Source organism: Petrimonas sp., from assembly GCF_963921705.1.
Classification (GTDB): domain Bacteria; phylum Bacteroidota; class Bacteroidia; order Bacteroidales; family Dysgonomonadaceae; genus Petrimonas; species Petrimonas sulfuriphila.
Genome location: NZ_OY997410.1, coordinates 2,258,642 through 2,279,933, shown reverse-complemented (window position 1 = coordinate 2,279,933; position 21,292 = coordinate 2,258,642). Strand labels below are relative to the sequence as shown.

The 21,292-nt window shown below is 47.4% G+C and carries 18 protein-coding genes; 8 read left to right on the top strand and 10 right to left on the bottom strand.

Annotation, left to right across the window (positions count from 1 at the left end):
- Positions 1-5: 5 nt before the first annotated feature.
- Genes hisB through hisG form a run of 4 tightly spaced genes read right to left on the bottom strand, consistent with a single transcriptional unit; the run spans position 6 to position 4,285 of the window.
- Entirely contained in the window at positions 6-1,097 is a 1,092-nt protein-coding gene (gene hisB / locus AACM02_RS09475) for a bifunctional histidinol-phosphatase/imidazoleglycerol-phosphate dehydratase HisB (protein ID WP_339116801.1), read from the bottom strand.
- Complete coding sequence (gene hisC / locus AACM02_RS09470) at positions 1,094-2,125, bottom strand: histidinol-phosphate transaminase (protein ID WP_339116800.1); 1,032 nt, start codon at positions 2,123-2,125, stop codon at positions 1,094-1,096. Before hisC ends, hisB begins: the two co-directional genes overlap by 4 nt.
- Entirely contained in the window at positions 2,112-3,425 is a 1,314-nt protein-coding gene (gene hisD / locus AACM02_RS09465; protein WP_339116799.1) for a histidinol dehydrogenase, read from the bottom strand. The genes hisC and hisD overlap by 14 nt, the downstream gene beginning before the upstream one ends.
- A 2-nt stretch (positions 3,426-3,427) precedes the next feature.
- Positions 3,428-4,285, bottom strand: coding sequence for an ATP phosphoribosyltransferase (gene hisG, locus AACM02_RS09460; RefSeq protein ID WP_339116798.1), 858 nt, complete (start codon positions 4,283-4,285; stop codon positions 3,428-3,430).
- Positions 4,286-4,611: 326 nt separating this feature from the next.
- Here hisG and AACM02_RS09455 point away from each other — a divergent pair, with 326 nt between their 5' ends.
- Together AACM02_RS09455 and AACM02_RS09450 are read left to right on the top strand one after the other, a co-directional pair.
- Complete coding sequence (locus tag AACM02_RS09455) at positions 4,612-6,663, top strand: putative porin (RefSeq protein ID WP_339116797.1); 2,052 nt, start codon at positions 4,612-4,614, stop codon at positions 6,661-6,663.
- Positions 6,664-6,674: 11 nt separating this feature from the next.
- The gene (locus AACM02_RS09450) at positions 6,675-7,493 is read left to right on the top strand and encodes a transporter substrate-binding domain-containing protein (protein ID WP_339116796.1); all 819 of its coding nucleotides are present in this window, start codon (positions 6,675-6,677) and stop codon (positions 7,491-7,493) included.
- Here the strand turns inward: AACM02_RS09450 and hemW are convergent.
- The 6 genes from hemW to AACM02_RS09420 form a co-directional block, all read right to left on the bottom strand.
- Positions 7,453-8,577 (bottom strand): radical SAM family heme chaperone HemW, encoded by a 1,125-nt coding sequence (hemW, locus tag AACM02_RS09445; RefSeq protein WP_339116795.1) that lies wholly within the window; start codon positions 8,575-8,577, stop codon positions 7,453-7,455. The two genes, AACM02_RS09450 and hemW, sit on opposite strands and share 41 nt — an antisense overlap.
- Positions 8,577-9,029 carry an HD domain-containing protein gene (locus AACM02_RS09440; RefSeq protein WP_332456685.1) on the bottom strand — a complete coding sequence of 151 codons (453 nt, stop codon included), beginning with the start codon at positions 9,027-9,029 and terminating at the stop codon, positions 8,577-8,579. Before AACM02_RS09440 ends, hemW begins: the two co-directional genes overlap by 1 nt.
- On the bottom strand, positions 9,026-9,802 hold the full coding sequence (locus tag AACM02_RS09435) for a glycerophosphodiester phosphodiesterase family protein (RefSeq protein ID WP_332456686.1): 777 nt from the start codon (positions 9,800-9,802) through the stop codon (positions 9,026-9,028). The genes AACM02_RS09440 and AACM02_RS09435 overlap by 4 nt, the downstream gene beginning before the upstream one ends.
- Positions 9,803-9,821: 19 nt before the next feature.
- A complete protein-coding gene (locus AACM02_RS09430) occupies positions 9,822-11,375 on the bottom strand; it encodes a serine hydrolase (protein ID WP_339116794.1) in 1,554 nt (517 codons plus the stop codon).
- Between the two features lie 155 nt (positions 11,376-11,530).
- Complete coding sequence (locus tag AACM02_RS09425; RefSeq protein ID WP_339116793.1) at positions 11,531-12,628, bottom strand: LOG family protein; 1,098 nt, start codon at positions 12,626-12,628, stop codon at positions 11,531-11,533.
- 17 nt (positions 12,629-12,645) lie between these two features.
- Positions 12,646-13,944, bottom strand: coding sequence for an MATE family efflux transporter (locus AACM02_RS09420; protein WP_332456689.1), 1,299 nt, complete (start codon positions 13,942-13,944; stop codon positions 12,646-12,648).
- Between the two features lie 181 nt (positions 13,945-14,125).
- On the opposite strand from AACM02_RS09420, the gene AACM02_RS09415 reads away from it, so the two are divergent.
- The 6 genes from AACM02_RS09415 to AACM02_RS09390 all read left to right on the top strand — a co-directional run bounded on the left by AACM02_RS09415 (position 14,126) and on the right by AACM02_RS09390 (position 21,260).
- Positions 14,126-14,713, top strand: coding sequence for a hypothetical protein (locus AACM02_RS09415; RefSeq protein WP_332456690.1), 588 nt, complete (start codon positions 14,126-14,128; stop codon positions 14,711-14,713).
- Between the two features lie 139 nt (positions 14,714-14,852).
- On the top strand, positions 14,853-15,701 hold the full coding sequence (locus AACM02_RS09410) for a DUF2764 family protein (protein WP_339116792.1): 849 nt from the start codon (positions 14,853-14,855) through the stop codon (positions 15,699-15,701).
- 55 nt (positions 15,702-15,756) lie between these two features.
- Positions 15,757-17,499, top strand: coding sequence for a V-type ATP synthase subunit A (locus AACM02_RS09405; protein WP_332456692.1), 1,743 nt, complete (start codon positions 15,757-15,759; stop codon positions 17,497-17,499).
- A 3-nt stretch (positions 17,500-17,502) separates the two neighbouring features.
- The gene (locus tag AACM02_RS09400) at positions 17,503-18,822 is read left to right on the top strand and encodes a V-type ATP synthase subunit B (RefSeq protein WP_332456714.1); all 1,320 of its coding nucleotides are present in this window, start codon (positions 17,503-17,505) and stop codon (positions 18,820-18,822) included.
- A gap of 12 nt (positions 18,823-18,834) precedes the next feature.
- Positions 18,835-19,449, top strand: a complete 615-nt coding sequence (locus AACM02_RS09395) for a V-type ATP synthase subunit D (protein WP_332456693.1) — start codon at positions 18,835-18,837, stop codon at positions 19,447-19,449.
- Positions 19,443-21,260 carry a V-type ATPase 116kDa subunit family protein gene (locus tag AACM02_RS09390; RefSeq protein ID WP_339116791.1) on the top strand — a complete coding sequence of 606 codons (1,818 nt, stop codon included), beginning with the start codon at positions 19,443-19,445 and terminating at the stop codon, positions 21,258-21,260. Before AACM02_RS09395 ends, AACM02_RS09390 begins: the two co-directional genes overlap by 7 nt.
- The last annotated feature ends 32 nt before the right edge of the window (positions 21,261-21,292 follow it).

The window sequence follows — 21,292 nt, the reverse complement described above, 5'->3', positions numbered from 1 at the left end:
TGACATTATAATATTCCTTTTGTGCTGGGAATTCCTGTATTTTCACCACGTTTCACCGCCATCTTGATCGATTTGGCGAATGCTTTGAAAATGGCTTCCGCTTTGTGATGTTCGTTATCGCCTTCGGCTTTGATGTTAAGGTTACACCTGGCGTTATCGGAAAACGACTTGAAGAAGTGCATAAACATTTCGGCAGGCACATCTCCAATTCTCTCGCGTTTAAAATCCACCTCCCAGACCAGCCAAGGCCGGCCGCCGAAGTCGATAGCAACCTGTGCCAGGCAATCGTCCATGGGCAGCAGAAACCCGTAACGTTCTATACCCTTCTTCTTCCCCAGTGCTTGTAAAAAAGCCTCTCCCAGGGCGATGGCCGTATCTTCGACCGTATGGTGTTCGTCGATATGCAAATCACCGTTTACCCGGATGGAGAGGTCCACATTTCCGTGACGGGCAATTTGCTCCAACATATGGTCGAAAAACCCTAATCCTGTAGCTATCCGGCTTTTTCCTGATCCGTCAAGATTGATCTCCACAACGATATCGGTTTCTGAAGTTTTGCGGCGGACAATTCCTTTTCTGGGTTCCAACTTCAAGTAGGCGTATATCTCGGCCCAGTCGGTCGTGCACAGCACGGCATCATCGGTTTTATCCACGTTCAGGTAAATGGCTTTGCAGCCAAGGTTTCTGGCCAACCGCACATCAGTTTTCCGGTCTCCGATAACGTAAGAGTTTTCCAAATCGTAACCCCCTTTTGTGTAATGTGTCAGCAACGCTATCCCCGGTTTTCGGGTAGGAAGGTTTTCGTGTTCAAAAGAGCGGTCGATAAGGATTTCGCTAAAAACAACCCCTTCGTTTTCGAATGCTTTTACCATTTTATGGTGTGCCGGCCAGAACGTATCTTCGGGAAAAGACGGAGTTCCCAACCCGTCCTGATTCGTCACCATAACCAATTCATATTCCAATTCTCGGGCAATCCGCGACAGGTACTGAAATACTTGCGGGTAAAACTCCAGCTTCTCCAGGCTGTCAATCTGGAAGTCAACGGGCGGCTCGATAACCAGTGTTCCGTCCCGGTCGATAAATAAAACTTTTTTCATACAAGGGTGCGTAATTTATTCAACAACTCCTCATTCTCACCGGGAGTGCCGATGGTAATTCTCACACAGTTTGTCACCTGCCTGTTCCGGTTGCGGACAATCACCTTTTTTTGTACCAGTTCGTTGTAAATCCAGTTGGCATCTGATACTTCAACCAAGAGGAAGTTGGCATCCGAAGGATAAATCTTCTTTACAATTTCCAGTTTCGATAATTCTTCGGCGAGATATGCTCTTTGCTGCAGAATCGTGTCGCGGCGCTTTTCAAATTCATCCACGCGCGAAAGCGCTTCCAGGGCAACTTGCTGATTGATGATACTGACGTTGTAGGGCGGTTTGGTTTTGTCCAGCAACGATATGATTTTTTCGCCGGCAAAAGCCATTCCAACCCGGACACCCGCCAACGCCCATGCTTTGCTGAATGTCTGCATCACAATAAGGTGGGAGTATTTGTTTATTTTGCTTTTCAGGCTGTATTCGGGGCAAAAATCCACGTAAGCTTCGTCTGCCACCACGATTCCGTTAAAGTTTTCAAGCAGCTTCTCCAGGTTGTCCAACCTGTTCCCGGTGGGGTTATTCGGTGAGCAAACGAAAATAAGCTTTACGGAACTGTCTGTTTCGGCCGTCTGCAGGATCTTTTCAATATCAAGCTGAAAATCGGATGTTAATGGGATTTCATGCAGTTGGATGTGATTGATGTTAGCCGAGACTTCGTACATCCCGTAAGTGGGCGGACAAACAATCGCGCTGTCTTTTCCAGGTTCACAGAAAATTCGGTATATCAGGTCGATGACCTCGTCACTTCCGTTACCGATAAAAATCTGGTTGAAAGGTACGTTTTTAACTTCTGACAGCTTCGTCTTTAACGCTTTCTGGTGGGGGTCGGGATACCGGTTGAGTGTCCCGTACGGATTTTCATTTGCATCGAGAAAGATACCTTCGTTGCCCGAAAATTCATCGCGGGCACTTGAATAGGGTTTTAGTGCCAGGATATTCGGCCTGACCATTTTTTCTATATCAACTGTTCTCATAATTCTTTGCTTGCTGTGCCGACACTTCGCCCAAACGCAGTGTCATGGCATTCTTGTGAGCGAAAAGTTCTTCTGCTTCAGCCATGGTTTCCACAGCTACCCCGATACCGACAATTCCTTCTTCCGACAGTTGCTGAAAGGTGATTTTCTTTATAAAGCTGTCCAGAGAAACGCCGCTGTATGCTTTCGCGTATCCGCTTGTGGGAAGCGTGTGGTTAGTGCCGCTAGCGTAATCACCGGCACTTTCGCAACTGTAGTTCCCCAGAAAAACGGAGCCCGCGCTGGTCACCTCGCGGCTGCGCAAAACAGGATTCTCTACCGCCAGGATCAGGTGCTCGGGAGCGTAAACGTTGCTGAAGCGGATGCAGGTCTCTACGTCTTTAAACAAAATGGCACGGCTGTTCTTCAGCGCTTTTTCCGCCATTTCTTTTCGCGGCAGATTCGCCAGTTGAATATCGAGTTCCTTGTTTATTTCCTTAACCACCTTTTTGTTGTCCGACAAAAGGATGACCTCACTGTCCGGCCCGTGTTCTGCCTGAGAAAGCAGGTCGGCGGCGACGAACGACGGGCGGCAGGTCTCATCCGCCACCACAAGGAGTTCGCTGGGTCCGGCAGGCATATCGATAGCTGTACCGTAGTACTGGGCGGCATGCTTTGCCGTCATCACGTACTGGTTGCCTGGGCCGAATATTTTCTCTACTTTCGGGACGGACTTCGTGCCGAAAGACATGGCCCCGATAGCCTGGATACCTCCGACCGCAAATATGCGGGTTACCCCCGCAAGGTTCGCTGCGTAAAGAATGGCGGGGTGGATAGCGCCTTCCTTGCCGGGAGGCGAACAAAGCACGATCTCTTTACAGCCGGCTATCTTTGCCGGAATGGCCAGCATCAGTACTGTGGAAAAAAGAGGAGCGGTTCCTCCGGGGACATAAATCCCTACCTTCTCGATAGGCCGTGCTTCGCGCCAGCATACCACACCGGGAGAGGTTTCCACTTTTACAATTTCCTCTTTCTGCGAAAAGTGGAATTTCTCGATGTTGCTTTTTGCAAGGGCGATGGCTTGCTTCAACCGTTCCGAAACCTGTTGCGACGCCGCCTCGATTGTCTCGTGATCAACCGTGAAGTCATCCGCCGAAAACCTGTCAAACTGCCGGGCATATTTCAACACCGCCTTATCACCTTTTTTACGGATATCGTAAAAAACCTTGTCCACTAACTCCATCAGCCTGGCTTGCTTGATGGCGGACCTTTCTGCCAATTGCGGCCATTTCCTTTCGGCCGGGTTGTTTAATGTTTTCACTTTTAGAGTATCATTTTCTCAATGTTCATCACTAAGATTCCCTGGGCATTCACGTCTTTCAGCGCATCAATCACATCCCAAAACTGGTCTTCCTGTACTACGGAGTGCACGCTGCTCCATCCCTCTTCGGCAAGGGGAAGGATACTGGGCGATTTCATACCCGGAAGAATGGAGCAAATTCTTGGAATCGACGAATTCGGCGCGTTCATTACAATGTACTTGCTGCCCATGCCTCTTTTGTAAGCCCGTATACGGAAAAGAAACCTTTCCAGCAACTCTTGTTTGACTGCGTTGAGGTTTTTGTTGGCTATCAGTACCGCTTCACTCTTTATGATGGCCTCAACTTCTTTCAGGCCGTTCATAATAAGGGTGCTGCCGGTACTTACAATATCAAAAATCCCATCGGCCAGGCCAATTCCGGTGGCAATCTCAACACTCCCCCCCAGTTCTTCGATCTTCACATCAATGCCTTTAACGCCGAAGTATTTTTTGAGAATTTTCGGATAGCTGGTGGCAATGCGTTTCCCGTGAAAATAATCCAGGTTGGTATACACTTCGTCCTTGGGAATAGCGAGCGAAAGCCGACAGTTGCCGAATCCCAGCTTTTCAATTTCATCCACGTCTTTTTCTTTTTCCCACACTTCGTTTTCTCCCAGGATACCGATGTCTGCAACGCCATTTTCAACGTATTGAGGAATATCATCGTCACGTAGGAAAAGGATTTCCATGGGGAAATTGCGGGCTTCTGTCCTGAGTTTCCGGTCACCGTTCGATACTTTAATGCCGCATTCGTTCAACAGCTGCAACGATTTTTCGCTTAATCGTCCGCTTTTCTGGATGGCTATTTTCAGTTTTTCCATTGCTTTTCTTTTTTGCGTTAGCGGCTCCGAACCGCTGAGTGTTAATTAAAAAAACCCGCCTGAGCTGTTCAGACGGGTCTATGTTGTATATTCATGCTTCTACACATCCTATTCAGCTCGCCTGATTGCAAGTATGAAAATGATGATGGTGAAGCTTGTTTACTTTCATTTTATCTATTTTGATAACGCAAAGATAATAGAATAATTTTAATGCGGGACAAAAATAACTGTTTATTTTTCTTTTGCTTCCTAAAAATCCTGAAAAAACACAACAAATAGGCTGTCAGCTATCGGCATGTGGCAAATTTTTATGTAAGTTTGCACCGATGAAAGGAAAACTGCTCATACTTCTCTTTTTCTGCGTGAGTACGACGCTTGTGTTTTCGCAGGCGCGCGTTATTTTGCCCGATTCGTCGCAGATCACCACCCATCCCGATTCGGTAAACCTGTTACCCCGACAAGCTCCGTCAGGCCTAAGCCGTGGCCCGGAAGAACCTTTCGATACCGTCAACCTGGAATTGCCGGCAGCAACGGTATGGCATTTACATCCAAGAAGCGGAGACCGCATCGTTGTGCCCATGGATACGTTGAAGCACAACTTCCAGCAAACGACCGTTCCAGATGGGTATTCGGTTGCCGGAGGGTATCTCGGCCCGATTGGTTCACCGTTTATATCCAAACTGTTTTTTGAAAGGGATGAAACGAGCCAGTTTCCGTTTTACGATGCCTACAAACCCTACAACAAATCTCCCAGGCAACAGGTCTTTTATAATACCCGGGTGCCGTATGCCCGACTGGACTACCAGACGGCGGGCAGCCGTCCGTTGAGGGAGCAGCGTCTTAGGGCCTTACTGACAACAAACTTCGGAAAACGCCTCAATGTGGGCCTCGAGGGGGACCTGATCAGTGCAAAAGGATTATACAAGTCGCAGGAGACCAAGCATAATGACTGGAGCTTCTTTGGGAACTACCTGAGCGACCGGTTTGAGACCCATCTTTTGGTATCGACATCAACTGCCAAGCAATTTGAAAACGGCGGGGTTACCGACGAACGGTTTATCCGTGATCCGGAATCCGTTGGACAGAACTTTTCGACTGTAGACATTCCTGTAAAATTTACCGATACATGGAACAAGATGAAGACCAATCATTTGTTTTTTTCAGGAAAATACAATATCGGCTACAATGATCAGAAAAAGGATTCACTCGGTAACGGAGAGTTTATTCCCGTGGCGAGTGTCATTTTTACGTCGCATTATACCGGACAGGACCGCCGCTTCCTTTCTTACGACACGGTGCAGGTAACGGTAGAAGGCAAGGAGATGCAGCGTATTGATCAGTTTTACCCCAACCGGTTTTACAACACCGCGGTCGACGATAGCACAACGTTCTCATCCTTAAAAAACACGTTTGCCCTATCGCTTCGCGAAGGATTCAAACCGTGGGTGAAGTTCGGATTAACGGGATATATCGAACACGAGCTCCGTAATTTTTCGATGATGGACTCCATCAACGGGACTATTGACCGGAGAAAACACCGGGAGAACTCGCTTTTTATCGGTGGAATTCTTAATAAACAACAGGGCGAAAACCTCCGATTCAACCTTCAGGCCAATCTTGGGGTGGTGGGGGTCGATCTCGGAGAATTTAACCTGGAAGGTGAGGTTGAAACAGGTTTTACCATTGCTGGAAAACGAACTGTCTTAAGCGGCCATGCATATATTAAGAACCTAACCCCTAATTATTTGCAAAAACACTATCACTCCAAGTATTTTTGGTGGAACAAAGACTTCAATAATATGCGCAGGGTGTTTGTAGGCGGTAAACTTTATATACCCTTTACCAATACAACGTTGAGTGTCGGAGTAGAAAATTTGCAGAATTATATCTATTTTGACAAGGACAGAAACAGTGCACAGTATTCTTCAAACGTACAGGTTTTGACCGTTGGTGTGGAGCAGAACCTGAGACTGGGCGTTTTTAACTGGGATAACCGGGTAGTGTATCAAACTTCAGGAAATCAGGAGGTAATCCCCGTCCCTACGGTAAGTATCTATTCAAACATGTATCTGAAAGCATTGATAGTGAATGAATTAACTTTTCAGTTTGGAGTTGATGCACATTATCATACCGCTTATTTTTCCCCCGGATACGAGCCGGCATTGCTCCAATTTTACAATCAGCGGGAAAAAGAGATCGGAAATTACCCCATTGCAACGGTGTATGCCAACATGCACCTGAAACAAACCCGCTTTTTTGTGATGCTTTACAACGCGGCGTCTGCCGTTTGGAAACCGCGCGATTACTTCTCTTTGCCTGGCTATCCGGTAAATCCAATGATGCTTAAACTGGGGCTTTCGGTTGACCTGCACAATTAATTTTCTCTGCTGTGAAATCGAAAAAAATGATTGTCATTTACGGCGTACTTTTAGTTGTCGCGCTTTCCCTGATGGTTATCCTTTATACCGTTTCCAGGAAGGTGGAGATTGTTTTACCCAGAGATTTTTCCGAGATAGTGAACAGCGGCGAGTTGAACATCGTTACCGATTATAATCCCATTGGATACCATGTCTCCGGCGATACCCTGGCCGGATTTCAGCATGGGCTCATCAAGGCCCTGGAACAGGATTGGAAGCTGAAAGTAAATATCTTTCTGGAGAACAGCCTGGATAAAAATCTTCAAGGGCTGAAACAGGGACGGTACGATATCGTTGCCCGGAACATTCCCGTAACCACGCATTTGCGTCAGCAGTTTGGCTTTACCGAGTCAATTAACCTGAATAAACAGGTACTTGTACAGCGAAAACCGGAGTTTAACGACAGCATAACACCCATCCGCCAACACCTGGATTTAGCCAAAAAAACCATCCATATACACAGGGATTCGCCCGTAATTTTGCGTCTGCAAAACCTTTCTCACGAGATAGGAGATACCATTTTTATAATACAAAACGATATATACGAAACAGAACAACTGGTGATGATGGTTGCAGGCGGGGATATTGACTTCACGGTTTGTGACGAGGTACTTGCGCGAAAACTTGCCAAAGAGATGCCGGAGATAGATGTTGATACCGACATCAGCTTCACGCAATTGGAGTCGTGGGCGGTGCGGAAAGACTCGCCTGTTCTGCTGGATAGCCTGAATGCCTGGCTCTCGCGGTTTCTTACACCCGCATCAACTCACTCATTATCCCATCGGAAATAAATATACCTTTCCGATTCATTATCAGCGAATTGTCTTTAGACACAAGAAAGCCTTCACGGATGAATTTTCGCGCATTTTGCAAGCAGTAATCGAACAGTTCCTGTCCGAATTTTTCCTTCAGCAGGTTTAGGTCCACGCCCCACATCGTGCGCAACCCCGTCAGAATAAACTCGTTGTATTTTTGGGTGAACGTTAACTTTTCCGTTTCCTGCAAAAGTTCCCCGGACTGAATTGCGGTGATGTATTTTTCGAGCGAAGCTATGTTCCACGACCGGTTTTCCCCATCGTATGAGTGGGCCGAAGGTCCCAGTCCGATATATTTTTCGTTTTTCCAATACGAGGTGTTGTGAATGGAATATTTCTTGCTTTTGGCAAAATTTGAAATTTCGTAATGTTCAAACCCGTTTTGGGCAAGCGTATCGATGAGCATGGAAAACATTTCCGTGCTTGCTTCGTCGGTAACGGGCCTCACGCTCCCTTTCTGCAGGAGAGCATAGAGCCTGGTCTGCTTCTCGTAAATAAGGTGGTACGCCGAGATGTGCCAGACATCCAGTTCACAGGCCTGTCGCAGGCTCTTCTCCCACATTCCGGGTGTCTGGCCGGGCAAACCGTACATCAGGTCAATGCTTATGTTTTCAAACCCTGCTTGCCGGCAGAGCTTGACTGCCTGGATCGCCTGTCGGGCCGAGTGCCTTCGGCTTAAAAACTTCAATTCCCCGTCATCGAAACTTTGAATTCCAATACTGATCCGGTTGAAAGGCAATTTCCGCAGCAAGTGTATATATTCTTCCGAAAGATCGTCAGGATTTGCTTCTAGGGTGATTTCCGCATCTTCCTCTATCGGAAAATGGGAGAACAATGTTTCAAAAATTTCTCCGAAAGCTTGGTTATCTAATCTCGACGGCGTTCCGCCCCCGAAATAAATAGTTTTTACCGGTTCCCTCACTTCGTTTTTTCTACGTAAAGCTTCGGCGCAAAGCGCCTCCGCAAAAACCTTTATTTTGCTTTCGTCGGTTTCCTTGTAAAAATCGCAGTAAACGCAACGCGTTTTACAAAAAGGGATGTGGATGTAAATGCCGGCCATTATTCGGATTGGAGTGTGGGAAGGGTTTCTATGAGAAATTTATAAGCTTTTAAATACTTCCGGATACGGGAAACGGCGGTATCATCAAGTTCTCTGAAGCGGCGAACATCCATGTTGTCCGACAAATCGTTCATCTTTACCCGAACCGCCAGGGGATTTTTCGCTACACGCGCCAGATACGCGTCGTATGTTTCCGGATCATCATGCGTCAAGGCTCCGACCGCATCCAGTATTTCCGGGGAAAAACCTTCTTCCGCCAGATCTTCCAATGTCCAATCGGAGTCTTCGATCACATCGTGCAGCGCACCGGCAATTTTTTCCCGTAACGTATGCCCGGTGCTCATCACGCGCAAGACGTGTCCGAGGTAGGGCTGTCCGTTTTTATCGTAATGCCCCGTATGCGCTTCGATGGCAATATCCGTCGCCCGTAAGAGCTGTTCCTGCAGAGTCATTTTTGTTTGTTTATCAATTCCCCGGCCAGCAGAGGCTCGTCGGTGGTTATGAAATCGACTTTCAGGTCAAGCATTTCCCGGATACCGTCAGGCGTATTCACCGTCCACACGTTGACCTTCAGTCCGAGGTCGTGTGCTTCCTTCACCCAGTGCGGATTTTTCTTCAACACATTGAAGTGATAGTCTATGCCTGCTGCGCCCATGGATTTGATTACCCGGGGCGACAGGTCTCCGTTCAGGTAATATACCGGTGCCGCCGGATCAAGTTTTCTGACCTGATTAACAAAATTAATGCCGAATGAAATGTATTCTACCCGGTTTTGCAATCCTTTTTCTCGAATCATATTGATCACCTTCTCTGCCAACTCATCTTCCGCTTTTCTGTCGCTGTGCGTCTTGAATTCGACGATCAGCCGGGCGTTCCTGCATTTTTCAAACGCAGTTAAATATTCTTCTACCGTAGGCAACGGTTCACCGTTTGCTAATTTCACTTTCCGGAGGACAGCGGCAGAAGTTTCCTGCACCCGTAATTTCTTCCCGTCGAGCAGCACATCGGCGTCGTGATTTACCACAGGCACGCCGTCCGACGATAGCCAGATATCTACTTCAGATCCGTAAACGTCAAGCGCATCGGCGTTCATTAAGGCAGCAACGGAGTTTTGTGCGGAACCCTCAGTTTTCCAGTATCCGCGATGCGCAATGATTTCCTGTGACGTTGCGGAAAAAACAAACGTCAGAAAGATCAGGGTAATGATTACATTTTTTTGATTCATGATTGTCGGATTTATATTGTTATTTTTCAGTCCACCGTAGTTTCTGTTGATAAAAATCGTAACTAGCTGAATACTCTACCGAAACGGCCGGTTTTTCGAAAGAAAAGACGAACCGCTCGTCGTTGGGGCTCTCTATGTAACGGAGCACCAACTCCAGTGTTTTTTCATCTTTCCAGACATAGTTTCCCGCCACCTTAAAGGGTGGCAAACCCGTTAAACCGGCTTTGGAGCCAGCAGTGAGCGAAGGCCCGTGGCGCAACGTTTCACCTTCTTCCCACGAAGTGGAGTTGAACCGGAATTCGTAGGTTGCCGTGTCTTGTCTTAGGGTCATCCGACAAACGTCGCCTTCGAATCGCAATGTTAATTCCGATATTTTCAGTGGATTTTTGTTGAAAGCCATTGTTTTTCCGGAAATAATTTCCCGGACAGGAGAGGAGGTTCTCGTGGTGTGGACAGGTAACCTCAACGCCGACAAACGGGATTTCAACCTGTCCAGCGCGTCACCGTCCTCAGCCAACGCAGATTCCCGGAAAGCAGGAAAAATATGCTTCCAGACCAGGTTGATCTCCTTTTGCATATCCTGAGCGTTAGCCGTAAGGACAATAACCGCATCTTTCTCCGGCAGGACAATGATGAACTGCCCGAAAGCCCCGTCGCCGCGGAACGCGTTATTTCGCGTTTGCCAGAACTGATAACCGTAACCTTGTGCCCAGTCATTCGCCGGGTCTTCTTCTCCCGTTACGGTCTTGATCTGCTCGGAAGTAGCCGCATTCACCCATTCTTCCGTCAGGATCCGGTGATCTCTCCATTTACCTTTTTGCAAGTAGAGCAGCCCCAGTTTCGCCATATCTTCCGTCTTAACGCGCAGCCCCCATCCGCCGACGTTTATTCCCTGCGGGTTCACTTCCCAATCGGCATCTTTAATGCCCAAAGGTTCAAACAGGCGGGGCTTGAGGTAATCGATGAGTTTTTCACCTGTCGCTTTTTGCAGGATGGCAGACAGCATGAACGATCCTGCCGAGTTATAAAGGAAAACCGTTCCCGGCTCGTATTGGACAGGAGCGGCCAAAAACGTTTTTATCCAATCGTCGCTAAAGCGCATCTCCTGAGGTTCCCGGGCCTGTCCCACGGACATTTTCAGCAGGTCGTCCACATCGAGCTGCGCGAGATAAGGAGAGACCGTGTCGGGTAATGATTCGGGAAAAAACGAAACCACCTTGTCGGTCAGTTTCAGTCTCCCTTCCGCCACAGCCAGGCCTATGGCGGTGGAAGTAAAACTTTTGGACACGGAATACATCGTGTGCCTGAGGCCGCGCCGGTAGGGTGACCACCAGCCTTCGGCCAGGACTTTTCCGTGCCGTACGATCATGAAACTGTGGAGTTCGATGCTGCTGTCGCGAACGCTCTCAGCAGCGTCGATAAATTGGATGACCGCCTCGGACGATAAGCCCTCTGCTTCAGGTGTACTGCGGGGCAACGAGTAATTGTCGATCATTTTTTGTTCCGTTTTTTGAACACATCCGCTCAACATGAGGATCAATCCAAATAGGGGAAAAAGGAGCGAGTTTTTCATTTGCTGCCTGTTTAATCGATGAATTTGGTTCAAAGGTACGGAAATTTATAATTTTTCAGAAACAGGCTTGAATTTTTTAAAGAATATGGTTTTCGTTTCGCATTATTTTATGATCGAGATGTTAAAATACGGAGCCAGAAAGTGACGGTACCGGTTTATTCCGAAAACTTTTTCAAGTGGGCGATAACCTCTTCATTGTTATCGTAAAGCCCCAGGTTGAGGTGATGCAAATCGCCGCGTTCCGCCATTTCTCCGATGACGGGGTAGACGGGGCGTTCGGTTGTCCAGAAGTGCTTATCCAAAAAAATCATCGGGCTGGCGTAACCGTATGACTCGTAATGGTTTTGTGCCAGGTCCTGAAAAACCTCCTGCAGGGTCCCCGCACTTCCGGGGGTGAAAACCACGCCTCCTTTGGCGATGGCGAGCAACCCTTCTTCGCGGATACTGTTCTCGAAATATTTGGCAATTTTCGTGGCAAATGGGGTGGGGAGCTCGTGCCCGTAATGCCATGTGGGAATTCCCAGACTATCGAAAGGCGGGTCGGGGAAACGTTCCATTACCTCGAATGCCGAAGAAAGCCATCCCTCATCGGAGTAGCGGGGGGCCGCACTCAAGATGCCGACGGCCCGAAGACATTCGTTGTCGCCCCTTCCGGCCATCCACGCTCCCAGGTGCGTGGCTTCCATTGCCCCGGGGCCGCCTCCGGAAAGCATCAGGTAACCCTGCTCCGTGAGTGATTTCGACAGCAAGGCCACTTGCCGGTAGATGTGTTCGGTTCGCAGGATGCCATGTCCGCCCATTATTGCCACGAGCTTGCGTTCATCAAAACTGGCGATGTACTCGTGCAGCGAATCGGTGATGGAGTGGTCGTGCAAACGTTGCGCCAGCGTATCCTTTATCGACAGGTTTTTCCGGGACTCCCGGTAATAATCGTAAATAACCTTATCAGGAGTCTTCAGGTACGTTTTAGGCTTGTGGCGGTTAAAACCGGCATAAAGCGAATCTGTGTCGTACAACCGGCTCGGATAGGTATTGAACGGAACATCCAGGAGGGGAAAAATAAAATTCCCGGGCAGTAAATGGTGCAACAGGTCGTCAGACATCGAACAACCCAGAAACAAACACCTGGAAAAACGGATATTGAGCATTAGCGGTTCAATCTCGGTCAGGCGAAGCGATTGAACGGCAATCTCTTCTACGTAAGGAACCGTTAAAAAACGTTTCAGTTCGGTTATGGATTCGAATTGTTTCATTTCTTTGAATTACAGGTTTAGGATTGTGCCATTTTTAACGCCTTTTTCGCCCATACGGTTTGTAAAATTCCCCGAACGGACAAATACAAAATAAAAGCCAGCCACAGGCCGTTGTTTCCGAGTACCGGCACGGCGATATAATAACAGGCAAAGAAAACGACAGCAGAGAACACCATAGCGTTGCGCATCTCTTTCGAGGCTGTTGCCCCAATGAAAACACCGTCCCAGAGAAAAGCAGCAAAACCGGTTACCGGGATAAGCACTGTCCAGAAAAGGAACGATTTGGTGGTTTCAATGACCGCTTTATCGTTGGTGAGCATTTTCAAAATCGGGTCGGGGAAGAACAGGTAAATCATTACCGATACGGCACTCACGATAAATCCCCAGAAAAACAATCTTCTTAGCATCCCGGCAAGCAGCACCTTGTTATCTGCCCCTATGTATCTTCCCGTTAATGCTTCCCCAGCGTATGCAAATCCATCCATAAAGTAGGAGAAAAGCATGAAAAACTGCATCAACAGGGCGTTGGCAGCTAAAATCATGTCTCCCATACCCGATGACACAAACGTGAAAAACGTGGTAACCAGCGTCAACAGGAACGTGCGTACAAAAACATCGCCGTTTACCCGGAAATAAGACCGGATGGCAGCGGTTTCCAAAACAGAAGACCTGACAATGTATTTTCTCAGCCGGCCGTAAAATTTCAGCCACATCAGCACACAAACGACAAGTGTTATCACCTGCGATAACATTGTCCCAAGGGCAATTCCTGCCACCTTCATGCCAAATCCGAAAACAAACAACATGCTCAGGACAATATTCAGCACGTTGTTGAGAATGGCAATTACCATTGGTGTTTTAGCATTCTGCATTCCGATGAAAAAACCTTTAAAAGCATACGTCCCGAGTACGGCCGGGGCACTCCAGACACAAATACGGAAATAGGTTTCAACAGCTGCTTTACTTTCGGAACCGGACTTTATCAGGCTTAAGGCAAACTTCCCGATGGGGTATTGCAACAAGACAATCAGCAGCCCGATTCCCACACCCACGATAAGCGAACGTATCAACACATTCATGGCTTCGGTAAAATCGCGGGCTCCATAGGCCTGCGCGGCAAATCCGCTGGAGCTCATCCGGATAAACCCAAAATTCCAGTAAATCATGTTGAAGATATTGGCGCCGAGAGCTATGGCACCTATATATACTGCCGAACCCAAATGCCCCGCAATGGCGATATCGATCATCCCAAGCAGCGGAACAGTAATGTTGGTGATTATATTGGGTATGGCAAGCCGAAAGATTTTCTTATCCATGGCTGCAAAAATAATACAAAACATTGACACGGGTAAAAAACTATTTTGAAAGAAAAAAAGATCCACAAAAAATAAAAGAAAATATTTTGTGATGATTATCTTCCTTTTTTATATCTTTGTTCTATAAAATTTTGATAGCCAATAAGCGATTAACCTTGTTGCTCAATAACAGAAAAAATTTATGGACAAAATTCAGGAAATCACCTCTAAACTCTACGCGGAAGGAATAGAAAAAGGTAAGGAAGAGGCCAATAAAATTGTTGCCGAAGCAAAAGTATTGCGTGATCAGATAGTGGAGGAGGCAAAAAAAGAGGCCGAACAGATCGTTGTGTCAGCAAAGAAAGAAACCCACGAATGGAAAAGCAATACGGAGTCTGAACTTAAGCTTTTCGCATCTCAGGCGGTCGAGGCGCTGAAGAGCGAAATCACCAACCTGGTGACCGGTAAGTTATCGGCATCCAACGTGAAAGCAGCGTTGGAAGACAAAACGTTCATGCAAAAACTGATCACTGAACTTGTGCAAAATTGGTCGAAGAACGAAACATTAACAATCGGAGTAGAAAATTCCGAGGAATTGAAGCAATACATTTCCGAAAACGCTAAATACCTGCTTGACAAAGGCCTGAAGATTGAATCCGTGAATGGATTGAAAACCAGCTTTATCTTATCCCCCGAAGACGGTTCTTACCGGGTAAAATTCGGCGAAGAAGAGTTTATAGAATATTTCCGTGAATTCCTTCGCCCGCAAATACAAAAACTGCTTTTTTAAAAGGTATTCAGCTGTAATCCAGCACCTATTCTATTGTAATCCGTTGTTTCGTTAAACGGCTCAACGTCGCACCAATAGTACGCAAAACGCAAATTACGGCGGAGCTAACTTACAACGCAGGCAAAAAACTGTGAAACATATGCTTTTCAAACATCAATATTACTGTTTTATAGCAGGGTTGCCCGATTTTTCTTTCGACAGCATGAAACTTCCGTTTACCGTGGAAGAGTTCAAACGAATGCTCGACGAAGAATTGAAGCCGGACGACAAACGGTTGCTGAACAAATACTTCCTGAAGTACGACAACGACAACCTACTGCACTTGTTGAAAAACAAGGATGCCGAACTGAATCCGATGGGCAGTATTTCCCGAGAAGAGATTCAGGAAACGATCGGAAGAATCAAAGAGGACTTACCGGTAAAAAACAGGAAGGTTCCGGATTTTCACGAAAAATTTATCCGAACATGGCTGGACGAAGAGGCTCAGGCAGAAAACAAATTGTGGGACGACCTGATGGCCTCTTTGTATATGGATTACGGCACAGAGGTGAAAAATTCGCTCATGTCGCGATGGTTTGAGCTCAATCTGAATATAGGCAACCTGTTGTCGGCAATTTATGCCCGAAAGTATGGATTGGATGTGGCCCGGGTGGTCGTTGGCCATAACCCGGTAGCTCAGCTGATCCGTGAGAACGCGAATGCCCGCGATTTCGGGTTGAGTCAGGAACTGGAGATTTTTGATGCTGTCGTGCGGCTCTCCGAAGAGACGGATATATACGAACGCGAAAGGAAAATGGACAAATTCCGTTGGGATTGGCTGGAAGAAAACACGGTTTTCGATTATTTCAACATAGAATATATTTTTGCCTACCTGTGCAAGCTCCAGATGCTGGAACGCTGGGTAAAACTGAATGCCGAAGAAGGTGAACGTGTTTTCCGTGAACTAATCGCCGGATTAAAAGGCGATGTAAAAATGCCTGAGGAATAAAAAAGAAGTTGAATTTCCATTGCATAACACGAAGCAAATAACAAAGAATTATAATATGACAAAAGGAACAGTAAAGGGGATCATTTCCAACCTGGTAATTGTGGAGGTAGATGGCCCTGTTGCGCAGAACGAAATTGCCTATATCAATCTTGACGGTACGCATCTGATGTCGGAAGTCATTAAGGTTATCGGAAAAAACGTGTATGTCCAGGTTTTTGAAAGCACGCGTGGTCTTAAGGTAGGTGCCGGGGTGGAGTTTCGGGGACATATGCTCGAAGTTGTGCTCGGACCGGGTCTTCTTGAACGAAACCTGGACGGCTTGGAAAACGATCTGGACAAGATGGAGGGTGTCTTTCTGAAAAGGGGACAATATACTTTTCCGCTTGACGAGGAAAAAAAATGGGCTTTTAAGCCCATAGCACAGGTTGGCGACAACGTTTCCGGAGGATCATGGTTGGGTGAAGTGGATGAGAATTTCCAACCCCACAAGATAATGGTCCCGTTCGTGATGACCAGCGAATACAAGGTGAAAAGTATCGCACCGGAAGGAGAGTACAACATTTACCACACCGTGGCGGTGGTTGAAGATAAAAACGGGGAGGAGCATAAACTGAACATGATTCAGAAATGGCCGGTGAAAGTGCCCGTTACCCTGTACAAGGAAAAACCCAGGCCGTTTAAACTGCTGGAAACCGGCGTGAGAACGATAGATACACTGAACCCGATTGTGGAAGGCGGAACCGGATTTATACCCGGCGCTTTCGGAACTGGGAAAACGGTGCTGCAGCACGCCATTTCCAAACAAGCGGAGGCCGATATTGTTATTATCGCTGCCTGTGGTGAACGTGCTAACGAGGTGGTGGAAATTTTCACCGAATTTCCCGAACTTGATGACCCGCATACCGGACGGAAACTGATGGAGCGGACCATTATCGTTGCAAACACGTCCAACATGCCCGTTGCCGCACGCGAAGCCTCGGTTTACACGGCCATGACCATCGGAGAATATTATCGTTCCATGGGGCTGAAGGTGTTGCTGATGGCCGACTCCACATCGCGTTGGGCGCAAGCGTTACGCGAGATGAGCAACCGGCTGGAGGAGCTTCCTGGACCCGATGCTTTCCCGATGGACTTGTCGGCGATCATTTCGAACTTCTACGGACGTGCCGGACACGTTACGCTGAATAACGGCAAGGAGGGTTCCATCACCTTTATCGGAACCGTGTCGCCTGCTGGCGGTAACCTGAAAGAACCCGTTACCGAAAACACGAAGAAAGTAGCCCGTTGTTATTACGCACTCGAGCAGGATCGCGCCGACAGAAAACGCTACCCGGCCATCAACCCCATCGAATCTTATTCCAAATACATTGAATATCCCGAATTTGAGGAATATATCTCAAAAGAGATATCCGGAGACTGGACAACAAAGGTCAACGACATTAAAACGCGGTTGCTCCGGGGAAAGGAAATTGCCGAGCAAATTAATATTCTCGGCGACGACGGTGTCCCCGTTGAATACCACATCACATTCTGGAAATCGGAGTTGATCGATTTTGTTATCCTGCAACAGGACGCTTTTGACGAAATTGATTCGGTAACACCGATCGAACGGCAGAAGTATATCCTGGATATGGTAGTAGACATATGTCGTGCTGAATTCGAATTTGAAAATTTCAACCAGGTAGCGGAATACTTCAAGAAACTGATCAACGTATGCAGGCAGATGAATTATTCGGAGTTCAAATCGGATAAATTCAACGATTACCGCAGGCAACTGGAGGAATTAATTAACAATTGAAAAATTATGGCTAAAGCATTTCAAAAAATATACACCAAGATCACACAGATCACCAAAGCCACGTGTTCTGTAAAAGCCACCGATGTGGGTTACGACGAACTGGCCACCGTAGACGGACGATTGGCCCAGGTAGTGAAAATCATCAACGACGAGGTTACCCTCCAGATTTTCGAAGGAACGGAAGGCATCCCGACCAATGCAGAAGTGGTCTTTCTCGGAAAAGCGCCTTCGCTGAAAGTGGGAGACCAACTTGCCGGACGTTTTTTTAATGCCTACGGCGACCCCATCGACGGCGGGCCTGTACCCGAAGGAGAAGAACGCCAGATTGGCGGGCCATCGGTTAACCCGGTAAGAAGGAAACAACCGTCGGAACTCATCGCTACGGGTATCTCGGGTATAGACCTGAACAACACGCTCGTCTCGGGACAGAAAATCCCGTTCTTTGCCGATCCCGACCAGCCTTTCAACCAGGTAATGGCAACGGTGGCCCTTCGTGCCAAGGCCGATAAAATTATTCTCGGCGGGATGGGGATGACGAATGACGATTACCTCTATTACAAAAATGTGTTCAGCAACGCTGGCGCGCTCGACCGCATCATCAGCTTTATGAACACGACGGAAAATCCAGCCGTTGAACGGCTGCTCGTTCCTGATATGGCATTGACGGCCGCAGAATATTTTGCCGTAGATAAAAACGAACAGGTGCTGGTCCTTTTGTCGGACATGACCTCGTATGCCGATGCGTTGTCCATCGTGTCTAACCGTATGGATCAGATTCCGTCGAAAGATTCCATGCCGGGATCGTTGTATTCCGACCTGGCAAAAGTGTATGAGAAAGCGGCTCAATTCCCCGATGGCGGTTCCATCACGATCATCGCTGTTACAACGCTTTCGGGCGGCGATATCACACACGCCGTTCCCGATAATACCGGATACATTACCGAAGGACAGCTGTTCCTTCGCCGGGACAGCGATGTAGGTAAGGTGATCGTGGATCCTTTCCGTTCGCTTTCGCGATTGAAACAACTGGTTCAAGGCAAGAAGACACGTGAAGACCACCCGCAGGTGATGAACGCTGCCGTACGCTTGTACGCTGATGCCGCCAATGCGAAAACCAAACTCGAGAACGGCTTCGACCTGACTGATTACGACCAGCGGGCATTGTCGTTCGCCAGGGACTATTCCGAATACCTTCTCGCCATAGATGTAAACCTCGACACCGTTGAGATGCTGGATACAACCTGGACGTTGTTATCGAAGCATTTCAAACCGCAGGAAGTAAACATGAAGCGCGAAATGGTAGACAGGTACTGGAAGCAGTAACAGGTAAAGTTTATGGCTATAAAATTTCAATACAACAAAACGTCGCGTCAGCAGTTGGAAAAACAACTGAAGATACGCGAACGTGCACTCCCTACGTTGCAAAACAAGGAAACAGCCTTGCGTATGGAGGTGAAAAGGGCAAAAAATGAAATCGATGAGCTGGAAAAAGAACTCGAAAAACAGATCCGGTCTTACCAAAAAATGGTGGGAATGTGGCTCGAGTTCGACGCGAGCCTTCTCCGCGTAAAAGATGTTCATTTCTCAAAAAAGAAAATAGCCGGCGTATTGATCCCGATACTGGAAACGGTGGATTTCGAAACCCGGCCGTTCAGTGTTTTTAATCGTCCGAAATGGTACCTGGACGGGGTCCGGACACTCGAAACGCTTGCCGAAATAGGAATAAGGAGAGATTTTCACGAGTTACGGATTCAGCGGCTCGATTACGCGAGAAAGAAGACGACTCAAAAAGTAAATCTGTTTGAGAAAGTTCAGATACCCGGTTATCAGGATGCCATCCTGAAAATAAAACGATACCTCGAGGACGAGGAAAATCTCTCCAAGTCATCGCAAAAGATTATGCGTGCTCATTTAGAGAAAAAGAAGGAAGAGGAGGATAGCGTATGGTAGCAAAAATGAAAAAATTCACTTTCCTTGCCTTTTACAGGGATTACGATGCGTTTTTGCATGATTTGCGCGATCTGGGGCTTATTCATGTGGCAGCGTCGGACCGGCCGGTGGAAGATAACGAACAACTGGACGAGTTCCTGGTGAAGTTAAAACAGTTGCGGGAGGCACAAAAAATATTGAACAGGCAAATCGATAAAAAATCAGCGGCCCCGCTAAATGAACCCGATATCGAACGGGGAAAAACAATTCCCCGCGAGATTGAACTTATCCAGAACGCAACGGCTTCGTTGAACCAGCAATTGCAGGTGAGCATCAAAGAACGCGAATTACTGCGACCCTGGGGAAACTTCGATCCTGAAAACATTGAACGGCTACGAAAAGCAGGATACTTACTGGATTTCTTCATAGTCCCCGATAACCAGTACAATCCCGAATGGGAAACTACCTACGATGCGGTAGTGGTGAAACGGGAAACCTCCAGGACCTATTTTGTCACCCTTACACAAAACGAAAAAGTGGCAGACGAGCTAAACCTGGAGAGTGTGAAAATTCCCGGGATATCCCTCACGCAACTGGACGGGCTCATTGCATCACTGCGCGAAAAAATTCAGGTTCAAGATCAAAAGCTGAAAGCGCTCGCAGCAGAACTGCCTTCGCTGAAAGCAGCGATAGGGGATATTGAACAAAGGATGAACTATACCCGGGTTCACCAAAGCGGCACTTCACTGGCCGACGACAAATTAATGTTGTTACAGGGCTGGGCACCGGCAGACAACCAACGGGAAATATCGGATTACCTGGAATTGAAAGCGGTATATTTTGACGTTGCCGATCCCACTCCCGACGATGAGGTGCCCATCAAGTTCAAAAACAACAAGTTCGCCCGACTTTTTGAACCGATAGCCGAACTTTATATGCTTCCGAAATACAATGAAATTGACCTGACTCCCTATTTTGCACCGTTTTACATGGTGTTCTTCGGCTTGTCGCTCGGCGATGTCGGTTACGGACTTTTTCTTTTCACGGCAGCCACATTGGCTAAAATACTTCAGAAAAGCAAACTCAGCACTTCCATGAAGGCGATCCTGTCGTTGGTACAGGTGTTGGGTGCGTCCACCATGGTAACAGGCTTGCTGACAGGCGGATTCTTCGGATTTGCCTTATACGATCTCGACTGGCCTATTGTTCAGGCATTGAAAGAGAAAGCCTTTTTCGACAATAACCGCATGTTTATGTTGTCGCTCGTGCTCGGTGTCGTTCAGGTTTTATTCGGTATGTGCATGAAGGTTTTCAACCGCATAAAACAGCAAGGATTCAAGTATTCGCTATCCACCGTGGGATGGATTGTACTTCTGGTGAGTTTTATTGTCGCGGCGTTATTGCCTAACGCGTTACCGATGTTCGGAACCGTTCACCTTATCGTGCTCATTCCGGCAGCGTTGCTCATTTACTTTTACAACTCACCGGACAAGAATCCGTTCCTGAATCTGGGGATAGGTTTGTGGGACACCTACAACATGGCTACCGGACTATTGGGTGATGTGTTGTCTTACGTCCGCCTGTTTGCCCTGGGGTTGTCGGGAGGAATCCTGGCAAGTGTATTCAACAGCCTGGCAGCAGGCATGAGCCCCGATAACGCTATAGCAAAACCCATTGTTTATGTGTTGATATTTCTTATCGGACACGCCATCAATATCTTTATGAATACATTGGGAGCTATCGTGCATCCTGTGCGCCTTACATTTGTTGAATTTTACAAGAACTCGGAATTCGAAGGAGGAGGAAAAAAATACAGTCCGTTTAGAAAATAGCAATCAGAAATTAATAAACACAATAATTTAAA

What these genes read in the sequence shown, in the direction of transcription:
- hisC (WP_339116800.1), bottom strand. Translation starts at nt 2,125, where the DNA reads ATGAGAACAGTTGATATAGAAAAAATGGTCAGGCCGAATATCCTGGCA.
- AACM02_RS09430 (WP_339116794.1), bottom strand. Translation starts at nt 11,375, where the DNA reads ATGAAAAACTCGCTCCTTTTTCCCCTATTTGGATTGATCCTCATGTTG.
- AACM02_RS09395 (WP_332456693.1), top strand. Translation starts at nt 18,835, where the DNA reads ATGGCTATAAAATTTCAATACAACAAAACGTCGCGTCAGCAGTTGGAA.
- AACM02_RS09420 (WP_332456689.1), bottom strand. Translation starts at nt 13,944, where the DNA reads ATGGATAAGAAAATCTTTCGGCTTGCCATACCCAATATAATCACCAAC.
- AACM02_RS09440 (WP_332456685.1), bottom strand. Translation starts at nt 9,029, where the DNA reads ATGACTCTGCAGGAACAGCTCTTACGGGCGACGGATATTGCCATCGAA.
- AACM02_RS09435 (WP_332456686.1), bottom strand. Translation starts at nt 9,802, where the DNA reads ATGAATCAAAAAAATGTAATCATTACCCTGATCTTTCTGACGTTTGTT.
- AACM02_RS09425 (WP_339116793.1), bottom strand. Translation starts at nt 12,628, where the DNA reads ATGAAACAATTCGAATCCATAACCGAACTGAAACGTTTTTTAACGGTT.
- hisB (WP_339116801.1), bottom strand. Translation starts at nt 1,097, where the DNA reads ATGAAAAAAGTTTTATTTATCGACCGGGACGGAACACTGGTTATCGAG.
- hemW (WP_339116795.1), bottom strand. Translation starts at nt 8,577, where the DNA reads ATGGCCGGCATTTACATCCACATCCCTTTTTGTAAAACGCGTTGCGTT.
- AACM02_RS09390 (WP_339116791.1), top strand. Translation starts at nt 19,443, where the DNA reads ATGGTAGCAAAAATGAAAAAATTCACTTTCCTTGCCTTTTACAGGGAT.
- AACM02_RS09415 (WP_332456690.1), top strand. Translation starts at nt 14,126, where the DNA reads ATGGACAAAATTCAGGAAATCACCTCTAAACTCTACGCGGAAGGAATA.
- hisG (WP_339116798.1), bottom strand. Translation starts at nt 4,285, where the DNA reads ATGGAAAAACTGAAAATAGCCATCCAGAAAAGCGGACGATTAAGCGAA.
- AACM02_RS09455 (WP_339116797.1), top strand. Translation starts at nt 4,612, where the DNA reads ATGAAAGGAAAACTGCTCATACTTCTCTTTTTCTGCGTGAGTACGACG.
- AACM02_RS09405 (WP_332456692.1), top strand. Translation starts at nt 15,757, where the DNA reads ATGACAAAAGGAACAGTAAAGGGGATCATTTCCAACCTGGTAATTGTG.
- AACM02_RS09410 (WP_339116792.1), top strand. Translation starts at nt 14,853, where the DNA reads ATGCTTTTCAAACATCAATATTACTGTTTTATAGCAGGGTTGCCCGAT.